The following is a 22,823-nucleotide window of genomic DNA, read 5'->3' as shown; positions in this document are numbered from 1 at the left end:
GGAGATGCTTTTTTGTTTTCTATTCAAGATATACAGTCATTAATGCACTAAAAGGTGTTTTAACTGGCTCGCCATTACTTGTGCCCACAGTTTTAAATTTAGGCATACGTTTTATAAGTTGAATGACATCTATGGCAACCGCGCCTTATGGTGTGCTTTAACGTTTATTTCTTCCGTCCTTCCTTTTTTATTAATTATAAAATCTACTAGATACAGAGTTTCTTTTGCGGTAGGAAATGCTTTATTAGCTAACTCATAATTAAAGCTAACTTTAATATAATTTATAATTTTTTCTGTGGTGCAATTTTTAATTTCTTCAAAGCTTAAATCTTTGTCGCAACCTCTGTAAACAGGATATGTTTTTCTTTTAATTTTACTATTTCATTGGTCGCTTTCCATAACAATGACTTTGTGGTTGATAAAGTGTCTATTTTTATATTGACCAACGTACTTGAACTTTCCTTACAAACCAATAAGTACACTAAATAGTACAGCAAAACTTATAAAATATAATTGCATGTAGTAATTTTAAACGGCAACTTTACCTTTAATATGTGGATGCGGATTATAATCTACAAGTGTGAAGTCTTCAAATTTAAAGTCGAAAATATCTTTTATCTCAGGATTTAAAATCATTTTAGGTAACGGTCTTGGTTCTCTAGATAATTGCAATTCTAATTGCTCTCTATGATTATTATAAATATGTGCATCACCAAATGTGTGTATAAAATCTCCAGCCTTATATCCACAAACTTGTGCCATCATCATTGTAAATAATGCATAAGACGCAATATTAAAAGGTACACCTAAAAAGATGTCTGCACTGCGCTGATAGAGCTGGCAAGATAACTTACCATTAGCGACATAAAATTGAAAAAAAGCGTGACAAGGTGGTAAAGCTGCTTTACCGTTAGCTACATTTTCTGAGAATGATTTAGATGTATCTGGCAAAACCGAAGGGTTCCATGCCGAAACTAACATTCTTCTACTATTTGGATTATTTTTTAAAGTTGAAATAACTTCTTTTATTTGGTCAATATCTTCACTTGCCCAATTACGCCATTGATGTCCGTAAACAGGTCCTAAATCGCCATTTTCATCAGCCCATTCATTCCAGATTCTTACACCGTTTTCTGTTAAATACTTCGTATTTGTATCGCCTTTTAAGAACCATAGCAACTCATATATAATAGATTTAAGGTGTAATTTTTTAGTGGTTACCATTGGGAAACCTTCACTTAAATCGAATCGCATTTGATAACCAAAAACAGAGGTTGTACCTGTACCAGTTCTATCTCCTTTTTCGTTGCCTTCTGCTAAAACGTGCTTTACTAAATCGTGGTATTGTTTCATAGACCCATCTTCCGTCTTCCCAATAGGAAGAAACTTTCAATATAATTAAGAATAAATTTAGGAAACGAATTTAATTAAAATGCATTAAAATAATTCTTAATACTGATAGTCAGATATCAAAAGTTATTAACGAATTGCGTTTCTATTCTCTATATTAAATTTTCGCCTTAGGTAAATGTCTGCAAGACATAGCGGCTGTTAATTACCCAATTATCATACCTGCAATAGTAGCAGAAACTAATGATGCTAATGTACCACCTATTAACGCTTTCATTCCAAACTTAGATAATTGTGTACGTTGACCAGGTGCAAGAGAACCTATACCTCCAATTTGAATTCCGATAGATGCAAAATTAGCAAAACCACATAGCATATACGTTGCCATGATTATTGACTTCTCATAAGTAAGATGTGTTGCACTGGCTGCATTTTTTAAATCTGCCAATTGTATATAGCCAATAAATTCACTCGCTGCTAATTTAATTCCAAGTAGTTGGCCCATTAAAGCCATATCTTCTTTTGCTACACCAATTAACCACATTAGTGGTGCAAAAAGATAACCTAAAAGAAACTCTAAAGACAAACTATCGTATGCTGTGTTCTCTGCTATTATTTCATTTAGTGATGTGAACTGCCAATGTATATTTAAGCTTTCAATGATAATTCCATCAAAACCTGCAAGACCTCCTAAAATTCCATTTATCATGGCTATAAAAGCCACAAACACTAAAAGCATAGCGCCTACGTTTACCGCTAATTTTAAGCCTTCTGTTGTTCCATTTGCAATAGCCTCTAAAATATTAGAACCTATTTTTTCTTTTGACACAGTAACATCTGTATTAACCTCTTCTACTTGAGGAAATAAAATTTTAGATATAACAATAGCACCTGGTGCTGCCATTACTGATGCTGCTAATAAATGTTTAGCATAAAATAATTGCATTTCTATATCATCGCCTCCTAAAAATCCAATATAAGCCGCTAAAACGGCACCTGCCACTGTAGCCATACCACCTATCATTACTAATAAAATCTCAGACTTATTCATTTTCTCTAAATACGCCTTAATTAATAATGGTGCTTCGGTTTGACCTAAGAAAATATTACCAGCAACACTCAAACTTTCAGCTCCAGAAATACCTAAAATTTTAGATAACAACCACCCCATTCCTTTTACAACTTTTTGAATTATACCTAGATAAAACAAAACTGATGTTAATGCTGAGAAAAATATAATAGTTGGTAATACTTGAAAAGCAAAAATGAAACCAAAAGATTCAATATCTAACATGCCTCCAAATAAAAATTCACTTCCGGCTTGCGTAAACCTTAAAACTTCTATAAATCCTTGACCTACCGTTTCAAAAATAGATTTTACAAAATCTACCTTTAAAACACCTATGGCTATTATAAGTTGAAATAGCAAACCTATTCCTACTGTTTTCCAATTTACAGCCATTCTATTACTACTAAATAAAAAAGCAATAAAAATTAAGGTAACCATACCCAAAACACCTCGCCATAGACTAGTTATAGAAAATCCTTGGTTTGGTATAATTTTGTCGACTACAGCTTCTGAAACCGTTTCAAGTTCTTCTTTTTTTGAAATTAAGTTGAAACGCATGGTTTTACCAGAGAAAACTAGTGTAGAATCTGTAAGTTCAGTTATTTTATAACGCTCAATTGAGTTTAAAGAATCGTTATGATACAGTACCAATAGATTATTTTGATACATGTAATCTCCTTTAAGATTATTATTAATTTGAGATGAAAATTTAAATTCTCCTTTATTAAATTCTAAAGTTTCATAAGTACTACCTGCTTCAGTAGATTCCCATGTCTTTTCAAGTTCTTGTGCTGTAATTGATGAGAGTCCAATAAATATAGCAAGAAAGGCCTTGAAAAAATAATTCATAAAATGTAGTGTTAGTTAGCGTTTAGAAATTTCGTCTCTTAATTTAGCTGCAGTTTCATAATCTTCGTTATTAACAGCTTCATGTAATAGATTGTTAAGCTCTTCTAGAGACATATTTTTATAACCTTCTTGTTCTTTTGAAGCGGCTTCAATTTCTTCTACAATAAGGTCATCTACAAGAATACTATCTTGCTCTTCATCTTCCTTTTTAGGATTGACTTTTAGATAAATACCAGCCTTATCTAAAATATTTTTATAAGTGAATATTGGTGCTTGAAAACGTAATGCTAAAGCAATAGCATCACTAGTTCTGGCATCGATTATTTCTTCAATTTTATCGCGTTCGCAAATTAAACTCGAATAAAACACACCATCTACCAATTTGTGTATAATTACCTGTTTTACAACTATATCAAACCGGTCTGCAAAGTTTTTAAATAAATCGTGAGTAAGTGGACGTGGAGGACGAATCTCTTTTTCTAAAGCTATGGCAATAGATTGGGCTTCAAAAGCACCAATAACTATTGGTAGTTTTCTATCTCCATCTACTTCATTAAGTATTAAAGCGTAGGCACCATTTTGGGTTTGACTGTATGAAATGCCTTTGATATTTAAACGTACTAAACTCATAATTTATAAAACACAAAGAACTGTTTAAATTTGGACTTTACCAACTGCAATTTACAGATTTGGTTAATTTATATCATACTTTCCTTAAAATGTATGTGATACAGATATCTAAATTTAAACAGCCCTTTAATTTATATCATCTCGAATTTAACCGAATTGATATTCAATTTTACAAGGTAATAAAATTATGCGTTTGATGCTTTAAAAGCTTTCAATTTTTCAATTAATTGAGGTACCACCTCAAAAGCATCGCCTACTACACCATAATCTGCAGCCTTAAAGAAAGGCGCTTCAGCGTCTGTATTGATTACTACTTTTACTTTAGATGAGTTAATACCTGCCAAATGTTGAATAGCACCAGAAATTCCTACTGCAATATATAGGTTAGAAGCCACTGGCTTACCTGTTTGCCCTACATGTTCGCTATGTGGTCGCCATCCTAAATCTGAAACGGGTTTAGAACATGCTGTAGCTGCACCTAAAACGTCTGCAAGCTCTTCAATCATTCCCCAATTTTCTGGTCCTTTTAATCCTCTTCCTCCTGATACCACAATTTCTGCATCAGCAATACTTACCTTATCTGTTGCTTTATCAACAGATTCTACGCTTACACCAGACTCTGGTATTGATGGCGAAAAATCTTCTACGGATGCATTTCCTCCAGATTCTACTAAACCATAAGAATTATTAGATAAACCAACAATTTTTACATCTGTTGTGATTTCTACGTTTGCAAATGCTTTATTAGTAAATGCCGAACGTTTTACTGTAAAAGGTTCTACGTTAGATGGTGCTGCAATTACATTAGAAACATAACCTGCTTCTAAATTAACTGCTAACAGTGGTGCTAAATATTTACTATCTGCACTAGAGCTCACCACAACTACTTTTGCCGCTTCATTTTTAGCTGCTTCTGCAACAACTGTTGCATATTTTTTAGCATTAAAATCTTTTAAACTATCGTCTTTAACTAAAAGCACTTTTGATGCGCCATAATTCCCCAAACTTTCTACATTATCTGCATTTACGGCAACAGCCGTTACTGATGTGCCCATTTGGTCTGCAACAGCTTTGGCGTAAGACACCACCTCTAAAGCTGCTTTTTTTAATTTTCCGTTTTCGGATTCTGTATATACTAGAATTGACATAAAATTTTATTTATAAAATTTATCCTGAACTTGATTCAGGAACTTATTATTATTTACTTTAACTTGATGAGATTCCGAAACAAGTTCGGAATGATTTAGTTGCACTAAATCACTTTAGCTTCATTATGAAGTAAACTTACTAATTCATCTATATTATCAGCATCAACTAATTTTACAGCGCCTTTTGGTGCTGGCTTCTCAAAACTTACAGATTTAGTTTCTGCACTAGCCTCAATAGGTTCAATAACTTTTAATGGTTTTTTACGTGCCATCATAATACCTCTCATATTAGGAATACGTAAATCACTTTCTTCTACCAAACCTTTTTGGCCACCAATTATTAAAGGTAATGATGTATTTACTGTTTCTTTTCCTCCATCGATTTCTCTAACTGCTTTTACTGTAGTTCCATCAACTTCTAAACCAATACAGTTAGTTACATAATTTGCACCTGTCATACCTGCTAACATACCAGGCACCATTGCTCCGTTATAATCAATAGATTCTCTACCAGCAATTACTAAATCGTAACCACCATCATTAACCACTTTTGCTAATTGTTTTGCAACAGAAAATCCGTCTGTAGCTTCAGTATTTACTCTAATTGCAGAATCAGCACCAATTGCTAAGGCTTTTCTTAAAGTTGGCTCTGTTTCAGCGCCACCAACATTAACTACATCTACACTAGCACCTTGCTTTTCCTTAAACCACATGGCACGTGTTAGACCAAATTCGTCATTAGGGTTAATTACAAATTGTACACCGTTAGTATCAAATTTTGAATCGCCATCGGTGAAATTAATTTTTGAGGTTGTATCTGGCACATGGCTAATACATACTAATATTTTCATATAAATTAATGATTTATTTTAAACGTCTATTTTATTCTCGACGAATATAATTATAAATATTGAAATTTTACTATGCACGCATAATAAATTTTTTAAAATGTCAGTTTTAAGGGATTAAACTGCCATATTTCTAAAAAAAGACTTCTTTTATTATGAAAAACCTTAACTTTTAAAACAAATTCAATTTCAAAAAAAAGTGTAATGGTTCTTAAATCTTATCAATTCATTTTTTTCGAAAAAACAGTACAAATTTTTTCAGTTTTCGCAGTCATTTTAATGGTAATATATAATCAATAATTCTTATTTTTGCTATTCGAACAAAAAAATAAACATGAAGACAATTCAATTTAGAGAAGCTATTTGTGAAGCCATGAGCGAAGAAATGCGCAGAGATGAGAGTATTTATCTTATGGGTGAAGAAGTAGCAGAATATAATGGTGCATACAAAGCATCAAAAGGGATGTTAGATGAGTTTGGTGCAAAACGTGTTATTGATACACCAATTGCAGAACTTGGGTTTGCAGGTATAGCTATTGGTTCTACAATGACAGGTAACCGTCCTATTGTAGAATATATGACCTTCAACTTCTCTTTAGTTGGTATTGATCAAATTATTAATAATGCCGCAAAAATTAGACAAATGTCTGGTGGACAATTTAAATGTCCTATTGTATTTAGAGGGCCAACTGCATCTGCTGGTCAGTTAGCTGCAACACACTCTCAAGCATTTGAAAACTGGTTTGCAAACACTCCTGGTTTAAAGGTTATTGTACCATCTAACCCTTATGACGCAAAAGGATTGTTAAAAGCTGCTATTAGAGATGATGATCCTGTTATTTTTATGGAAAGTGAGCAAATGTATGGTGATAAAGGTGAAGTACCAGAAGGAGAATACACAGTGCCAATTGGTGTTGCCGATATTAAACGTGAAGGCAACGATGTAACTATTGTTTCTTTTGGTAAAATTATTAAAGAAGCCTATAAAGCTGCAGATGAATTAGCTAAAGAAGGTATTTCTTGTGAGATAATAGATTTACGTACCGTTCGTCCTTTAGATAGAGAAGCCATATTAACTTCTGTAAAGAAAACAAATAGATTAGTTATATTAGAAGAAGCATGGCCTTTTGGAAATGTATCTACTGAAATCACATATTTAGTACAATCTGAAGCCTTTGATTATTTAGATGCTCCTATTGTAAAAATAAACACCGCAGACACACCTGCGCCTTATTCTCCTGTACTGTTAGCAGAATGGTTACCTAACAGTGACTCTGTTATTACAGCAGTAAAAAAAGTGATGTACAAATAAATCGCAATTTTTTGCGTTAAGTAAACTTCATTATCAACCTAAAACATTAGTTTAGCATGGTTGTTGATGAAGTTTGTTTTTTATTATGAAACTGAAATTACTCTTATTCTTTATAGCTATAACTCTTTTTTCTGGTAATGCGCAGACAAAGGTAAGTGGCCACGTATTTGATGAAGGCAACACACCAATACCTTTTGCTAATGTAATGTTTAAAGGTTCTACCATTGGGACTATCACCAATGAAGATGGTAAATTTTATTTAGAATCAGATGAAAACTGGGAAGCTTTGTTAGTTTCCTTTGTAGGTTATAAAACATTAGAAATCCCTTTACCAAAACGAATTAACTACGAATTAAAATTTACACTACAAGAAGAAGAAGAATCTTTAGATGAAGTTTTAATTGTAACAGGTAAACAATCTAAAAAGGCTTCTGAAAATCCGGCTATTAGAATTCTAAAAAAGATTTGGGAACGTAAACGAGAAAATGGACTAAGTCAGTTTGATCAATACGAGTATGACCAATATGAAAAAGTAGAATTTGACCTCAATACCATAGATAGTTCTTTAATTAAAAGTAAACTATTTAAAGGTATGGAATTCGTTTTTGAAGAAGTTGACACCTCTAACGTAACTGGTAAAACTTACTTACCTATTTTCTTAAACGAATCTGTAAAGAAAATTTCTGGCGATAATATTATAAATAAAGAACACGAAGACTTAAAAGGAAATAAAAATTCTGGCTTTAGTAATAATCAAATTATCATAGACTTTATTGACGATTTATACTCAGAATACAATGTTTATGATAATTACTTAAAATTCTTTGATAAGAGCTTTGTTAGTCCATTGAGCAGAACAGGTGTACAAACTTACAACTACGTATTATCAGATAGTGCTTTTATAGATAATAAGTGGTGTTATAATATTATTTATTATCCTAGACGAAAAAACGAATTAACCTTTAAAGGCGATTTTTGGGTTAACGATTCTACGTACGCTATTAAAGAAATTAACCTTCAGGCATCAAAAAGTGCTAACATCAACTGGGTAAAAGAAATTTATATAGAGCAAGAGTTCGAAGTTTTAAATGATTCGCTTTTCCTTATAAAACGCGATTATTTTCTATCTGATTTTTCCATGAATAAAAAGGAAGATTCTAGAGGAATCTACGGAAAACGAACAACTATTTATGACAACTATAAATTTAACCAACCTAAAGACCCTAAGTTTTACGACAAGGTAGTATATAATTACGAAGCTGACGTCTACAATAGAGAAGATGAATTTTGGCAAAACAATAGGCTTGAAGAATTAAATAAAGATGAGCAAGGAGTCTACAAAATGTTAGACACCTTAAAAACGGTTAAAAAATTTAAACGTATCTATAACTTAGGAAGCATTTTAGCATCTGGCTACATAGAATTTCCTAGTCTCAACTTAGATTACGGCCCAATATTCTCCACATTTGGCTATAACGAAGTAGAAGGTATTAGGTTACGGACTGGCGGACGAACATACTTTGGCCCTAATGATTTATGGCGCATTGAAGGCTTCCTTGCCTATGGTTTTAAAGATGATAAATTTAAATATGGAATCTCTGGAAAATGGCTACTAGACAAAAAAAGTAGATTTACTATTTTTGGTGGAGACCGACGAGACATTGAACAAATTGGAGCAAGCCTTACAAGTTCTACAGACGTCTTGGGGCGCAGTTTAGCATCTTCTTCAATAATAGGCACAGGCTCTAACGATAAATTAACCAATATCCATTTAACTAATCTAGGGATTTCAATAGAGCCTATAAGAAATTTTGAAGTAAGAATCGATGGCACATACAAAACCTTACGTTCAGCCTCACCTACGTTTAGTTTAGACTATAATGACCCTGAGTCTCCTACAGGTGTTTCATCAGAAATTAATCAATTTGAATCAAGGCTTTCATTATCTTATTTTCCAAAACGTGAAATGACTGGGTTTGGAGTAGAACGAAGAGAGAAAAATGATAATTTCGCAAGATTATTTGCTCAAGTGAGTCACGGTAGTAAAGATATGTTTAACAGTGATTTTGATTACACCAAAATTCAATTTTCCTATATCCAGCCATGGCAATTAGGCGGTTTTGGAAGATTAACAACGTCTATTGAAGCCGGTAAAACCTTTGGTGAAGTGCCACTTGCATTATTAAATGTGGTTCCTGGTAACCAAACCTATTTCTCAATATACAATACATTTTCTCAATTAGATTTTTACGAATTTGTTACCGACACCTATTCATCTATGCATTTTGAGCACAATTTTAATGGTCGTTTATTTTCTAGAATTCCATTTTTAAAGAAATACAACCTGAGAGCAATATTAAGCTTAAGAGGTGTTTGGGGTGAGTTATCTGATGAAAACAGAGCGTTAAGTACAACTGGCTTAAATCCTGCAGAATTCCCTTTAATAGCGCCTGACACTCGTATGTATTACGAATATAGTTTTGGTGTTGCCAATATTTTTAAAGTATTAAGACTAGATTTTAACTTTAGAGGTAATTACCTAGATAATCCAGACGCTAGACGATTTGGTATCACAGGTAGTTTTGGATTTTATTTTTAGATTAATCTATCAATGCAATCACCACTTAATTAATGACATAGAGATTATATAATTTATAAAACATTACAATCTTCTATTACATTTTTTTACATTTAGTATGCCTTTATATAATATTGCTAAAAACAATGCATTATATTTACAGTCTCAAATATCATAAACTATTCATTTGATATTTTTTTTAGAAATTACAAAACAATTTAACATGTCCAAAAAAAAAGAAGATGTAACCTTTGACGTACTTATAGAAATTCCAAAAGGTAGTCGTAATAAATACGAATATGATTTTGCATTACATAAAATTAGATTTGACCGCATGCTATTTTCATCTATGATGTATCCTGGTGATTATGGCTTTGTACCTGAAACTTTGGCATTAGATAGTGACCCATTAGATGTTTTAGTACTTGGACACCAGCCTACTTTCCCAATGGTAGTTATGGAAGTAAGACCAATTGGTGTATTTCATATGACTGATGAAAAAGGGCCTGATGAAAAAATAATTTGTGTACCTGTATCTGACCCAATTTGGAGTAACAACAAAGATGTAAGCGATTTAAATCCACATAGATTAAAGGAAATAGAACACTTTTTTCAAGTTTATAAAGATTTAGAAAAAAAGAAAGTTGATGTTGGTGGCTGGGGTAACGCAGAAGAAGCTGTAAAAATTTATAAAGAATGTGTACAACGCTATGACGATAGTGAACATAAGAAAAAACGTACATTCACCATTTAATTTATCTATAAACAGATTAATGTAACCCTTTTGTAAAAAACAAAAGGGTTATTTTTTTATGTAAATTTTTAATTAAGTATATAACCATTAAAATCAAGCATCATTACTAACAATTACCCAAGGTTAAAATCTTACCATTATATCAATAAATTTATAAATATTTAGAACCTTTAATAGACGATTAAATTACATTTCAAAATATATTTTTTTAACTACAACGTTTTCGATATCACAATTATTTGGCAAAAAAATAAATTATAAACAATAGAACGTAATTTATATTGCTTTTTTCGTAAAATTTAATACAATTCACTACATTAGCATATGATTTAATTTTAACTAACTTAATTAATAAACTTATGGAATATATTGTTAACTATTTACCAATTTTTGGTGTACTAGCATTGTTGTTTGTTCTCTTAAAAAATATGTGGGTTTCAAAACAAGATGTTGGTGAAGATAAAATGGCAAAAATCGCAAAAAATATTGCAGTTGGTGCCATGTCTTTTTTAAAAGCAGAATACAAAGTATTAGCAATTTTTGTTGCTGCTGTAGCTGTTTTATTATTCTTTAAAGGCAGTAATGAGGAAGGCTCTAACGGAATGGTAGCTGTATCCTTTATTGTAGGAGCTATTTGTTCTGCTTTGGCAGGATTTATTGGAATGCGAGTAGCAACCAAAGCAAATGTAAGAACAACACAAGCTGCCAGACATTCTCTAGGCAAAGCGTTAGAAGTCGCTTTTGCTGGTGGAGCAGTAATGGGCTTAGGCGTTGTAGGCTTAGGTGTTTTAGGTCTTAGCGGACTTTTTATGATATATAGCGGTCAAGGATGGGAATTAAATGAAGTCTTAAATGTATTATCAGGCTTCTCATTAGGTGCATCTTCAATTGCATTATTTGCACGTGTTGGTGGAGGTATTTATACTAAAGCGGCCGATGTTGGTGCAGACCTTGTTGGTAAAGTTGAAGCTGGTATTCCTGAGGACCATCCTTTAAATCCTGCTACAATTGCAGATAACGTTGGTGATAATGTTGGTGACGTTGCTGGTATGGGAGCAGATTTATTTGAATCTTATGTAGGTTCAATTATTGGTACAATGGTATTAGGAGCAATTTATGCTACGTTACCAGAATTTCAAGGTGCATTTGATGGCCTAGGAGCTGTTTATTTGCCATTGGTACTTGCTGCTGTTGGTATAATTATGTCAATCATAGGAACTTTATTTGTACGTGTTAAAGATGGCGGCAATCCACAAACAGCCTTAAATATTGGGGAATTTGGTTCTGCTGGTTTAATGTTAGTTGCGTCGTATTTTATTATTCAACAAATGTTACCAGAATCTTGGGTAGATGGGGCTGTAACCTACACATCTATGGGAGTTTTTTGGGCTACTATTGCAGGTTTAGTAGCAGGTTTATTGGTTGGTAAAATAACTGAGTATTACACCGCAACAGGTAAAAAACCAGTTTTATCCATTGTTAAACAATCTGAAACAGGATCTGCGACCAATATAATTTCAGGTTTAGGTGTAGGTATGATGTCTACAGCGATTCCTATTTTATTAATTGCCGCCGCAATTATAGTATCTCATCATTTTGCAGGTTTATATGGTATTGCAATTGCTGCCGTAGGCATGTTAGCAAATACAGGTATTCAGTTAGCAGTAGATGCTTATGGACCTATTTGTGATAACGCAGGTGGTATTGCTGAAATGGCAGAATTACCTAGTGAAGTACGCGAACGTACTGACAAATTAGATGCTGTTGGAAATACAACTGCAGCTGTTGGTAAAGGATTTGCTATTGCTTCTGCTGCGTTAACTGCATTAGCTTTATTTGCTGCCTTTATGGAAACTGCTAATGTAACTTCAATTGACGTGTCTAGACCAGATATTATGGCTGGATTATTAATTGGAGGTATGTTGCCATTTGTATTCTCAGCATTGTCCATGAATGCCGTGGGTAGAGCTGCAATGGCAATGATTGAAGAAGTTCGTCGTCAGTTTAGAGATATTCCAGAATTAAAAGCGGCTTTAGGAATAATGCGTAAATATGATTCTGATATGACCAAGGCTACTCCTGAAGATAGAAAAACATTTGATGCAGCAGATGGTGTTGCGGACTACGGTAAATGTATAGATATTTCAACAAAAGCATCTATTAAAGAAATGGTATTACCAGGCTTATTAGCCATTGCGGTTCCTGTAGCTATTGGGTTTATTGGTGGAGCAGAAATGTTAGGTGGTACATTAGCAGGTGTAACTACTTGTGGTGTGTTAATGGCGATTTTTCAATCTAATGCTGGCGGTGCATGGGATAATGCTAAGAAAACAATTGAAGAAGAAGGTCGCAAAGGAACAGATGCTCACAAAGCAGCGGTTGTTGGAGATACCGTTGGTGACCCATTTAAAGATACTTCAGGTCCTTCTTTAAATATTTTATTAAAATTAATGTCTGTTGTAGCATTAGTAATTGCGCCTAGTATTGCAACAATTGCTGATGAAGCCTATGCAAATAATGAAGAAGAAGTTTCTATTGAGATGACTGTAGACTCTAAAGATTCTGCTATTGCAACCGTAGATTATTTTGTAATTGAAAATGGAGAAAAAGTAACAGAATCTATCGTTTTTGAAGGCACTAAAGCTGAAGTTGAAAAGGAATTAAAAGCTTTTGAAAAAACTTTGAAAGATAACACTGGTAAGGTGAAGAAAGTAATTAAAAAAACAGCTATTTCTAAAGTATAACAGCTTTTTAATATTAATTTAAAAACCCTCATGATTTAATTATGAGGGTTTTATATTTTATAAAACTTGAGTCATTGAGTAGGAATTTTACTTTTTTAACTGTTCTATAAAAAATAAGTAACCAAAATCAATACTCTCAATTATGACGACTATTAAAAAGCTTCCCAATTTTATACTAAGTTTTCTATTTGCATTAATTACCATAACATCTTGTGAAAAGGACGATGGTAGCACTGGTAGTGAACAACAAGAAATTATTCCAGACACCTTTTCTGAATATTTTGGAAATGAGATTTCAAGAAACTTCTTAGGAAACGTCATTGACATAAATAACAATCCTATTGAAGGTGTTACTATCTCTATTGGTAACGAAACAGCAACAACAGATAGTAACGGAATTTTTATTATTAATGATGCTAACGTTAATGAACGTTTTGGATACATAAAAGCTGAAAAGGCTGGCTATATTCATGGTTCACGTAGTGTTGTGCCTTCAGGTGGTACTAACAAAGTAACCATAATGCTACTTGAAGCTACAGTTGCTGGCACTGTTACAAGTGGAGCGCCAGAAACAATTAGTATAGCAAATGGAAGCTCTGTAAGTTTTGATGGTAATTTTATAAAAGAAGATGGCTCAACATATTCTGGCTCAGTAGATGTAATAATGCATCATTTAGATCCAGCTGATGATAATATGGCTTTACAAATGCCAGGTATGTTATATGCTCAAAATGAAGAAGGGGCTGAACGCATGCTTCAAACGTTAGGTATGTTAGCTGTAGAATTAAGAGGTTCTAGTGGTGAAGATTTAAATTTAGCTACAGGATCTACTTCTGAGATTAAAATACCAGTTGATGCTAGTTTAATGAGTACTGCTCCAACAACAATTCCGCTTTGGTATTTTGATGAAACTAATGGCTATTGGAAAGAAGAAGGCCAAGCCACTTTACAAGGTAATATGTATGTTGGTACAGTTTCTCATTTTTCATTCTGGAATTTAGATGCGCAATTTCCTGCAGTGAACTTATGCATTACTTTAATTGACCAAGAAGGAAATCCGTTAGCAAATCAATCTTTAACATTAACACATTCTAATCCAAATTACTTATACCCAACATCCTCAGGCTATAGTAATGATGTAGGCGAAGTGTGTGGTTTAATTCCTCTAGATGAAGTTCTAGAACTTAATGTTTATATGTATAGTTATTGTGGTAACACACCTATTCATACCGAACAAATTGGACCTTTTAATGCAGATTCTAACTTAACAGTTACGGTTACTTATAGTTCTGATGTGATTGAGGAAACAGTGTTTGGAAATTTCAATACTTGCGATGATAATGCTGTAACGGATGGTTACGTGCAATTACGCTATGGCTACCAAACATTTACCGATGTGGTCAGTGATGGCACTTTTGAAATTAACCTATTGCGCTGTGAAGGAGACAACACCTTTGGAATAAAAGGAAGTGATTATGTCAATCTTCAAACTACAGACAGCATTAGTTATACGTTTACAACACCTTTAACCAATATTGGTACCGTAACAGCATGTAATTCTGTTACTGAATTTATTCAATACACCATTGATGATAATGATTCTGTATTTATTATTGATGGCATTCAGTCTTGGTATGCAGAAGTATCAGATGCCTCTAATGCACCATCAATAAGTATTAGTGGTAATGGAAACAGTACTGGCAACAATACCTGTTTTTATATGATGGGCGTTTTAGATGCTTCTAATTATGAGGGTACTTATGATAATTTTGATTGGAATAATCCTAACGATACTGGTTTTAATATCCAAGAATGTATGGATATGTCTAATTCTAATAACAATATAATATACAACTTAACATCCTTCGGTGCTGTTGGAGAATATATTGATATTAATTTTAGTGGAACTTACGAAGATTTGGATGGTGGTTCTCATACAATTAATGGTATTGTGCATGTGTTGAGGGATAATTAATAAAAGAATAAAAAAAAGCCTTCTATTCAATTAATTAATAGAAGGCTTTTCTATTTTAAACTTGTTTCTAAAGCGTATAAGTCAACCTAAAAGTAATAAATCTTGGCAAAATAAAAGTCTCAGAACTATAAACCGAAATATTACTAGAACCATTACTTACATTAGAATCTATATCTAATAAATTGGAAGCTTTAATCTGGTATTCCCATTTAGCATCTTGATTTTTTCTATAAGCTAAACTCGCATCCCATGTTTTAAACGATTCTGTAGGTCCTACATTACTACTTTGCTCTGTATAAGCAAAATCTGTTCTAAAGGTTAAAGAATCCCATATATAAGCATCAAACTCTATTGATGGTGCACTTGTAGTATATTTAATATCATCACCTCCTTGATTAGTATCACTAATACTATGACTGTACTTTAAAGTTACATTTGGCCACTCTCTAAAATTAGTACTCAACTCTGGAGTGTAACTTTGTGTGAAACTTTCATTCACTGACCTTTCATCTTCAATAAACTGATTTATTTTACTATAACTAAAATTGGCTCTTAAACTAGCTCTTAATTTACCAAAGGTACGTTGAATTCTTCCAAATGTAGATAAACTCTCGTCTGCGAAATTAGAATTAAAATAAGTACTTGTTCTAATTACATTATCAAAATCTGTAAGTGAACGTATCTGATCGATATTTTTATTGTAATTAAAAAAGGCAAATACATTAGTATAATTAAAAAGGTTGAAACTAAAATAACGTAGACTTATGTTATGGGAAAGGGCATTCTGTAATTCTGGCTCACCATACTGAATACTATTATAATTATTTAAAACTAAACCTTCAGCCAAACTAGTCACATCAGTAAATGAGTTTTCCATACTATAGCTAAAGGTTAAACTTTCACTCTTTTTAAATTGAATTCTAGTTTCAAAATCTGGTAATATTCTAAAGAAATCATCTTTATAAGTTACACCAAATTGTGTATTTTTATTACCATATGCATGTACTGAAAATCCAGGAGTAATGGTAAACTTACCCGTTTTTAGAGTATAATGCATTCCTAAATAAACGTCACTAAAATTATATTCGGTATCATTCTCATTACGTAATAAAACACCATTACTAGTTGTGAGAGTAGCTACAGGATCAAAATAAGTACCATCATCTAAAAACTGAAATATATTTGAGTTGAACTGCTGATTACTCAAAATTGTACCTAAAGTAAAATTGATATTACTTTTTGAATTAAGGATATTATAGTAATCTAATTTGGCATCTAACTGATTAGATTTAATACGTCTCTCTTGATTTAAGTTATAATTGGTTTGATCAGTATCTAACCCTAAAGCTCCTGCTGTAGTCTCAAAAGCATCTTCATCTTTTAGCCCAGTAACATTGTAAAAGGGATCTTCGTCCTTAATTAAATGTTGCGCTTCAAAAGCAAAAATATTAGTCTCATTTAACGTATAATAATAATTTACATTTTGATTAATACTAAATGGTTTAGCCTCATCGAGTTGATTAGTGCTTCCTACAACATCTGAAAACACATTGTTAGCTTCAGAATCATCTGAAATACGACCAAGAATATCATAATTTAGTTGATTATTGACATTAGGCTTATAGATGGCACTTAGTTTTGCTAAACCTTGATTAGTGGCTTCTCTACCCGTTTGAATTGTTTCTTCATCTGGAATTCCTAAATCTGAATCTGTATAACGCACAAAACTTTCTTCTCTTGTATTTAATCGATTAGCATTATAAATTATAAATCCACTTAAATCTAGTGCTTTATTTGGTGCATAGCTAAAATTAACAGCTGCTAATTTAGATTCTATTTTTTGTGCATCACCAAGATTTGTTAAACCTTGTAAGCCATTATCTCCAAGATTGATACTTGTTCCGCTACTGCTGCTTGGTGCTCTAAAGCCACCTCCAAAATTTCTCAAATCTCTTCCGGTTAATGCTACTTCTCCTGTATTATTTAAATCACCAATAACATTAATGCTATACTTAGGGCTATAATAAAAAAGCTTAGGTTGTACTAGGTAAAGTTCATCAGTTGGTGAGGGTGCAACACCTCCTCCTGCAGTAACATCACCAAACCAAAAGTTCTCTTTTCCTTCTTTTAATTTAATATTAATAGCTACATTATCTTGGTTATTCTGTACACCACTTAATTGCCCAACCTCAGAATAATTACGTAAAACCTGTACTTTATCTACAGCATTAGACGGAATATTTTTTGTTGCCAGTTTAGAATCACCATCAAAAAAATCCTTTCCATTTACCATTAATTTATCTACAACCTTACCTTCTACCTCAACTTGTCCATCATCATTTATTTCTACTCCTGGTAATTTTTTTAGTACATCTTCTAGCTTCCGCTCAGAACCATTTTTAAAAGAATCTGCATTATAAATTAAGGTATCTCCTTTAATAGTTACTGGCATCTCGTAGGTAATCTCTACTGCATCGAGTTGGTTATCAGCGACCATATTAAAGTTTCTAGTTAAATTTTCTTCTTTAGTTTGTATAGTTTCATCAACAGATTTTAAACCAATGTAACTAATTTGAATATTGTATAAGGTATTCTTACTTAAAGACAGTACAAATTTACCCTTAGAATCTGTTATGCCGTAAGACTCTAAAGAATTAGACTCTTTGTTAATTGCTATAACATTTGCAAGTTCTAAAGGTGTACCAATACTATCCTTTACAACACCTTGCAGTTTAATTTGGGCAAAGGAACTACTTGCTATTACTATACATAATAGCGCTAAAACATTCTTCATATAATTTGGTTGTGATTGTTATATTTAACTTTTGCTTATATCAAATGCCATTTTGCATTTAATTTAATAAATGGTTGTGCAAAAATATTGTTATGGATTAATTTCGTCCACGTCCGCCACCTCGTCCACCTCGTCCTCGTCCACCATACATCTCTCTCATTTCTTCCATCTTTTTGGTAACAATTTCTGTGTACTCTGCTTGTGTTACTTTATCTCCTTTTTTAGGTTTCTCTATCTCTTCTTTTTCTTCAGGGTTTAAAACAATCTTTGTACATAAAATTGTTGTACGATCGGCATTAATTTCTAAAATTAATCCTGGCAATCCCCAATATCCATCAGGCCCTTGATTTACGGGTATTTGTGGGGAATACCATGCTACAACTTCTATTATTTTTGGTTCTTTAACTTCTGGATTTTCTTTATCTCCTTTGGTTTTGCTCCCTAAACTATCCTTTTCCTTCTTATCTTCTTCTCTATCATTACCTCTACCCCTTCCTGGTCTTCTAAAGCTAGTAATATCAAATGCATCAGACGTAGTCGTTGCTGTTGCTTTAAAACATGTGTACTGACCAATTTGTTTGGTCTCTGTACCCATTTTCCATTCTAAAGCTTTTAACTCATCTACAATTAAAAACTGTTTACCAAAAAATTCTTGATCCGTAATAACCTCCTTAGTCTTTACATTTTTATATTTTGGACCACTGGATAAACTAGAACCAAAACGAAATCCTCTTCCTCCTCCAGGAGCTTCTAATTTCTCCTCTTCTTTATAAATAGATTCTGCTTGGTTAAATGTAAGCACGTATTCTTTTTCTAAAAAGTTCTTCATACGTTCTTGAATTTGCTTTTTTCTTTCAGGACTCATATCTCTTCCTCCAAATTCATCTAAATCCACTGTAGTTTTAGATTGGTAATACGCTTTGCCTTGAAAATCTTGAGAAAATGCATTGAAACTTGTAAAAAAGACAGTTAATAGAAATGCAATTTTTAATGGTAATTTCTTCATGTTTTTATCGATGTTGTTTAAACTCCTAAACGAATTTAGTTAATCTTACAATAGATAAGACTTTAGAGATGAAGAAAAGTAAAATGTCAGCTTGTTAAACTTATGTTAAGAAAATTATCCTCCAATTGTAATACTAAAGCCTTCCCCTTTAGAACCTTTGCGAGGCGCATAACGCTCCATCATTTCCTTGGTCTTTTTATCCATAATATCATCGTATTCTTCTTGGCTAACTTCCTTGCCTTTTGCTGGCTCAACAATTTCAACTTTTTCTTCTGGGTTAATCACAATTTGGCTACAAATTACGGTTAATGTGCCATCGTGAATTTCTAAAATTAAACCAGGTAAACCTTGATACTTTGCAGGTCCATTACTTACTGGTATTTGAGGCGTGTACCAAGCCGTTATGGTACGCTCAGTCATTTCTGGTTCTTTTTCTTCTTCCTCAGCATCGTCCTTTTTATTAGAATTACTGCTAAAGTTAAAATTTCTTTTAGGCACTTGTTTTGTATAAGTCGCTTTAAAACACATGTACTCGCCAATATGTTTAGTATCTTTTTCTAGTTTCCAATCTATGGCTACTATAGAATCTTTAATTAAAAATTTTTTACCCATAGTTTCCTTTTGGTCTATATACTTTTTGTCTTTTATGTTTTTATAAAAAACATCGTCTCCGCTATTACCAAAAGACATCATAATTTCTCCACCAATTTGTGGTTTATCTAATTCTGCTTCTTGTTTATATAAAGAAGACGTTTTATCAAAAGTTAGTGTGTATGTTTTCTGAAATTGCTTCTTCATCATCTCCAACATTTTTGTTTGCATAGCATCATTCACTTTGGTACTATCCATTTTAATATCAATTTTACGTTGCGTTTTGTAAGTTGCTATACCTTGAAAATCTTGGGCACTGACACCAGTTACTAAAAGCATAAATACACCTATGAATGATAGTAGTTGTTTTTTCATAATTTTAAAATTTAGATTTTGTTGTTATAAAATTTAATAGCAGATGCCCTTACATTAGTTATTAAGTTTAAGAATTCATTGGGATAATTTGTATTACCTTCTACCTTGTAAGTCATTTTAGAGTCTTTTTCCGCAGAATCTTGATTCCCTTGGCAAACAATTTTAAATGTTATAGTCTCATTTTTCTCAGATGATTCAATAATTTTTTTAATGTCTTCTACCTTAAAGGTCTTTTCTATATCTGCAGCAGAATCTACCTCTACCACAATATCTACATTAGTAATTATTGTTTGTGATGGTTTTGTTAAAGTTTCATTGTTTTGCGATTGCGAATACCCAAAAGTAGCCACCAATAGAGTAAAGCATAAGAATACATTTTTAAACATAACTGTTCTTTTTATTGATTAATACATCACAAATATCACCACTACCAATTATTATTTTAGTTAACAAGTGTTAACGAGTGTTAACCCATTTATTGTAACTTGATTTTTAGATTTACATTTGAAACATGAATGCTAAAACTCACAAATGGATTTTATACGCCATAGTTGCATTAATTATGACAACTATTTGTATACAAATATATTGGAACTTCAAGAATTACCAAGCCAATAAACAACAGTTAATCAATGATGTACAAGTTAGCTTAGACAAAGCTGTTGACGATTACTATGCTGCTTTAGCAGAGAGAACAACTATTGGTGTTTTTCTAGAAGGTGACCAGCAAAAAAATGCATTTAAGGAAGGCGGAAAACTAGAAAATTTCTTTAAAACCATAGACAAAGACTCCTTTGATATTAAAGATTTAGACAGCTTAGATGCCAATGCTATTAAAGGCGTAACCATAATGACTGGCTTTAGTGCAGATTCAATGTCTGATGTTATAGACCGAAAATTAAAGCCAATAAAAATTAAAGACTTTAACTTCAATACTAATGCAAAGGAAAAGGCCAAAGATTCAATTAAAGTGTTTCCGTTTAAAAATAAAATAGATAGTATTAAAATAGAAGATGCTTCTGAGTTTGAAGTATTAACTTCTAAAATTGTGGTTTCCATTAATAACGACAGTCTAGATTTGGTTGAAATAGATAGCTTAGTAAACATAGAATTATTACGTAAGAAACTTTATCTAAATTACAATTTACATTTTTATGATGCCACTAAAACTAAGCTAGACTCAGTTAAAATTCCTCCAGAGAAATTAAGCACAACCTCCAAATCTACATTTTTACCAAAAAGGAGTACTTTATATATTAGTTTTAGCAATGAAACTATAACTATTTTAAAACGAAGTCTGGGAGGTATTCTCGTATCAACACTACTCGTTTTAGCCGTAATAAGCTGTCTGTTCTTTCTATTAAAAATTATACGAGATCAAAAGCAACTAGCCGAAGTAAAAAATGACCTTATTAGTAATATCACACACGAATTTAAAACGCCAATAGCTACCATAAGTGCAGCGTTAGAAAGTATAAATAATTTTAATGCCATTGAAGACAAGGAGAAGACTAAGAAGTACCTCAAAATGTCATCGGAACAATTAGAAAAACTAAATGTTATGGTTGAAAAAATACTTGAAACAGCAACCTTAGACAGTAATAATTTAGACTTAAAAAAAGAAAAAATTAACCTATCTGAATTGCTTTTAGCGCTAACCCATCGCTATAAAGTACAATTTTTAGAAAAAACAATAAACAGTAATTTTCAGCTAGAAAATATAATTATTAATGCAGATATATTTCATATTGAAAACGCTTTAAATAACATTTTTGATAATGCTATAAAATATGGTGGAAAAGAAATTACAGTTGCGTTAAAGGCGAATAAAACTAATTGCACAATTTTAATATCTGATAACGGAACCAGTTTAACCAAAACCAATAAAGAACAAATTTTCGATAAGTTTTATCGTGTACCAAAAGGCAACAAACACGATGTAAAAGGTTTTGGTATTGGTCTATACTACACCAAAACAATAATAGAAAAACATAATGGCTCTATAAGTTTAGATTTAAATAATAATTTAACCACTTTTAAAATCACACTACCCAATGTCTAAAAACATTAAACTATTATTGGCCGAAGACGAAGCCGCATTAGGGCAAATTATAAAAGAAAGTCTTGAAACCAGAGATTTTGAAGTAATACTTTGTGATAATGGTGAAAAAGCATTTGAAAAATATAAATCTGAATCTCCAGATATTTTAGTCTTGGATGTAATGATGCCAAAAAAGGATGGTTTTACTCTAGCAAAAGAAATAAGGGCTACTGATGATACAATTCCGATTATATTTTTAACTGCAAAATCTCAAACTACAGATGTGGTTGAAGGTTTTTCTATTGGTGGAAATGACTACCTTAAAAAACCGTTTAGCATGGAAGAGCTTATTGTTAGAGTGCATAATTTAATAGATAGAACTAAAACACAAAAAGCGTCTGAGATTATGACGCTTGGTCACTTCACTTTCGATTTTCCTAAACAACAATTAAGCTTTATGGATGAGGCATCCGTGCAACTTACACACAGAGAAGCACATCTATTATTTCATCTTATAAAAAATAAAAATCAGGTTTTAGACCGTTCTTTAATATTGAATAAGCTTTGGGGAACCGATGATTTTTTTACTGCCAGAAGCATGGATGTTTTCATTAGTAAACTCCGTAAAAAATTACAAAAGGACAAAAACATTCAGATTATTAATGTACGTGGGTTTGGTTATAAATTAACGGAATAATTTTATTAAATCTGTTCGTTTTTAAAATTACTGCAATCCTTAAGCGTTATAAATTCATACAA

The 22,823-nt window shown here is 32.3% G+C and carries 16 protein-coding genes; 7 read left to right on the top strand and 9 right to left on the bottom strand.

What is annotated here, in order from left to right:
- Positions 1-528 precede the first annotated feature (528 nt).
- The 5 genes from GN138_RS05155 to GN138_RS05135 all read right to left on the bottom strand — a co-directional run bounded on the left by GN138_RS05155 (position 529) and on the right by GN138_RS05135 (position 5,897).
- A complete protein-coding gene (locus GN138_RS05155; RefSeq protein WP_157362725.1) occupies positions 529-1,353 on the bottom strand; it encodes a thymidylate synthase in 825 nt (274 codons plus the stop codon).
- A 202-nt stretch (positions 1,354-1,555) separates the two neighbouring features.
- Positions 1,556-3,268: a nucleoside transporter C-terminal domain-containing protein gene (locus GN138_RS05150; protein WP_157362724.1), complete on the bottom strand. Its 1,713-nt coding sequence runs from the start codon at positions 3,266-3,268 to the stop codon at positions 1,556-1,558.
- 15 nt (positions 3,269-3,283) lie between these two features.
- Positions 3,284-3,898, bottom strand: a complete 615-nt coding sequence (locus tag GN138_RS05145; protein ID WP_157362723.1) for a bifunctional nuclease family protein — start codon at positions 3,896-3,898, stop codon at positions 3,284-3,286.
- Positions 3,899-4,083: 185 nt separating this feature from the next.
- Positions 4,084-5,046, bottom strand: coding sequence for an electron transfer flavoprotein subunit alpha/FixB family protein (locus GN138_RS05140; protein WP_157362722.1), 963 nt, complete (start codon positions 5,044-5,046; stop codon positions 4,084-4,086).
- A gap of 104 nt (positions 5,047-5,150) precedes the next feature.
- Positions 5,151-5,897: an electron transfer flavoprotein subunit beta/FixA family protein gene (locus tag GN138_RS05135; protein ID WP_157362721.1), complete on the bottom strand. Its 747-nt coding sequence runs from the start codon at positions 5,895-5,897 to the stop codon at positions 5,151-5,153.
- Positions 5,898-6,228: 331 nt separating this feature from the next.
- Here GN138_RS05135 and GN138_RS05130 point away from each other — a divergent pair, with 331 nt between their 5' ends.
- The 5 genes from GN138_RS05130 (at position 6,229) to GN138_RS05110 (ending at position 15,257) form a co-directional block, all read left to right on the top strand.
- Positions 6,229-7,206: a pyruvate dehydrogenase complex E1 component subunit beta gene (locus tag GN138_RS05130; protein ID WP_157362720.1), complete on the top strand. Its 978-nt coding sequence runs from the start codon at positions 6,229-6,231 to the stop codon at positions 7,204-7,206.
- Positions 7,207-7,291: 85 nt separating this feature from the next.
- Entirely contained in the window at positions 7,292-9,805 is a 2,514-nt protein-coding gene (locus tag GN138_RS05125; protein ID WP_157362719.1) for a DUF5686 and carboxypeptidase-like regulatory domain-containing protein, read from the top strand.
- Between the two features lie 202 nt (positions 9,806-10,007).
- The gene (locus tag GN138_RS05120) at positions 10,008-10,538 is read left to right on the top strand and encodes an inorganic diphosphatase (protein ID WP_157362718.1); all 531 of its coding nucleotides are present in this window, start codon (positions 10,008-10,010) and stop codon (positions 10,536-10,538) included.
- A 359-nt stretch (positions 10,539-10,897) separates the two neighbouring features.
- A complete protein-coding gene (locus tag GN138_RS05115) occupies positions 10,898-13,282 on the top strand; it encodes a sodium-translocating pyrophosphatase (protein WP_157362717.1) in 2,385 nt (794 codons plus the stop codon).
- A gap of 142 nt (positions 13,283-13,424) precedes the next feature.
- The gene (locus GN138_RS05110; RefSeq protein ID WP_157362716.1) at positions 13,425-15,257 is read left to right on the top strand and encodes a peptidase associated/transthyretin-like domain-containing protein; all 1,833 of its coding nucleotides are present in this window, start codon (positions 13,425-13,427) and stop codon (positions 15,255-15,257) included.
- A 67-nt stretch (positions 15,258-15,324) separates the two neighbouring features.
- On the opposite strand, the gene GN138_RS05105 is transcribed toward GN138_RS05110, so the two are convergent.
- The 4 genes from GN138_RS05105 to GN138_RS05090 all read right to left on the bottom strand — a co-directional run bounded on the left by GN138_RS05105 (position 15,325) and on the right by GN138_RS05090 (position 20,409).
- Positions 15,325-18,051 carry a carboxypeptidase regulatory-like domain-containing protein gene (locus GN138_RS05105; protein WP_157362715.1) on the bottom strand — a complete coding sequence of 909 codons (2,727 nt, stop codon included), beginning with the start codon at positions 18,049-18,051 and terminating at the stop codon, positions 15,325-15,327.
- Positions 18,052-18,148: 97 nt separating this feature from the next.
- Complete coding sequence (locus GN138_RS05100; RefSeq protein ID WP_157362714.1) at positions 18,149-19,057, bottom strand: GLPGLI family protein; 909 nt, start codon at positions 19,055-19,057, stop codon at positions 18,149-18,151.
- Positions 19,058-19,171: 114 nt separating this feature from the next.
- Positions 19,172-20,023 carry a GLPGLI family protein gene (locus tag GN138_RS05095; RefSeq protein ID WP_157362713.1) on the bottom strand — a complete coding sequence of 284 codons (852 nt, stop codon included), beginning with the start codon at positions 20,021-20,023 and terminating at the stop codon, positions 19,172-19,174.
- 11 nt (positions 20,024-20,034) lie between these two features.
- Positions 20,035-20,409 (bottom strand): hypothetical protein, encoded by a 375-nt coding sequence (locus GN138_RS05090; RefSeq protein ID WP_157362712.1) that lies wholly within the window; start codon positions 20,407-20,409, stop codon positions 20,035-20,037.
- A gap of 125 nt (positions 20,410-20,534) precedes the next feature.
- Between GN138_RS05090 and GN138_RS05085 the strand changes: the two genes are divergently transcribed.
- Positions 20,535-22,085, top strand: coding sequence for a sensor histidine kinase (locus GN138_RS05085; RefSeq protein ID WP_157362711.1), 1,551 nt, complete (start codon positions 20,535-20,537; stop codon positions 22,083-22,085).
- Positions 22,078-22,761, top strand: a complete 684-nt coding sequence (locus GN138_RS05080) for a response regulator transcription factor (protein WP_157362710.1) — start codon at positions 22,078-22,080, stop codon at positions 22,759-22,761. The genes GN138_RS05085 and GN138_RS05080 overlap by 8 nt, the downstream gene beginning before the upstream one ends.
- Positions 22,762-22,823: the final 62 nt, after the last annotated feature.

The organism is Winogradskyella endarachnes (assembly GCF_009741275.1).
Classification (GTDB): Bacteria; Bacteroidota; Bacteroidia; order Flavobacteriales; family Flavobacteriaceae; genus Winogradskyella; species Winogradskyella endarachnes.
Note: the sequence above shows the minus strand (reverse complement) of the source record. Positions and strands in the feature narration are given on the sequence as shown.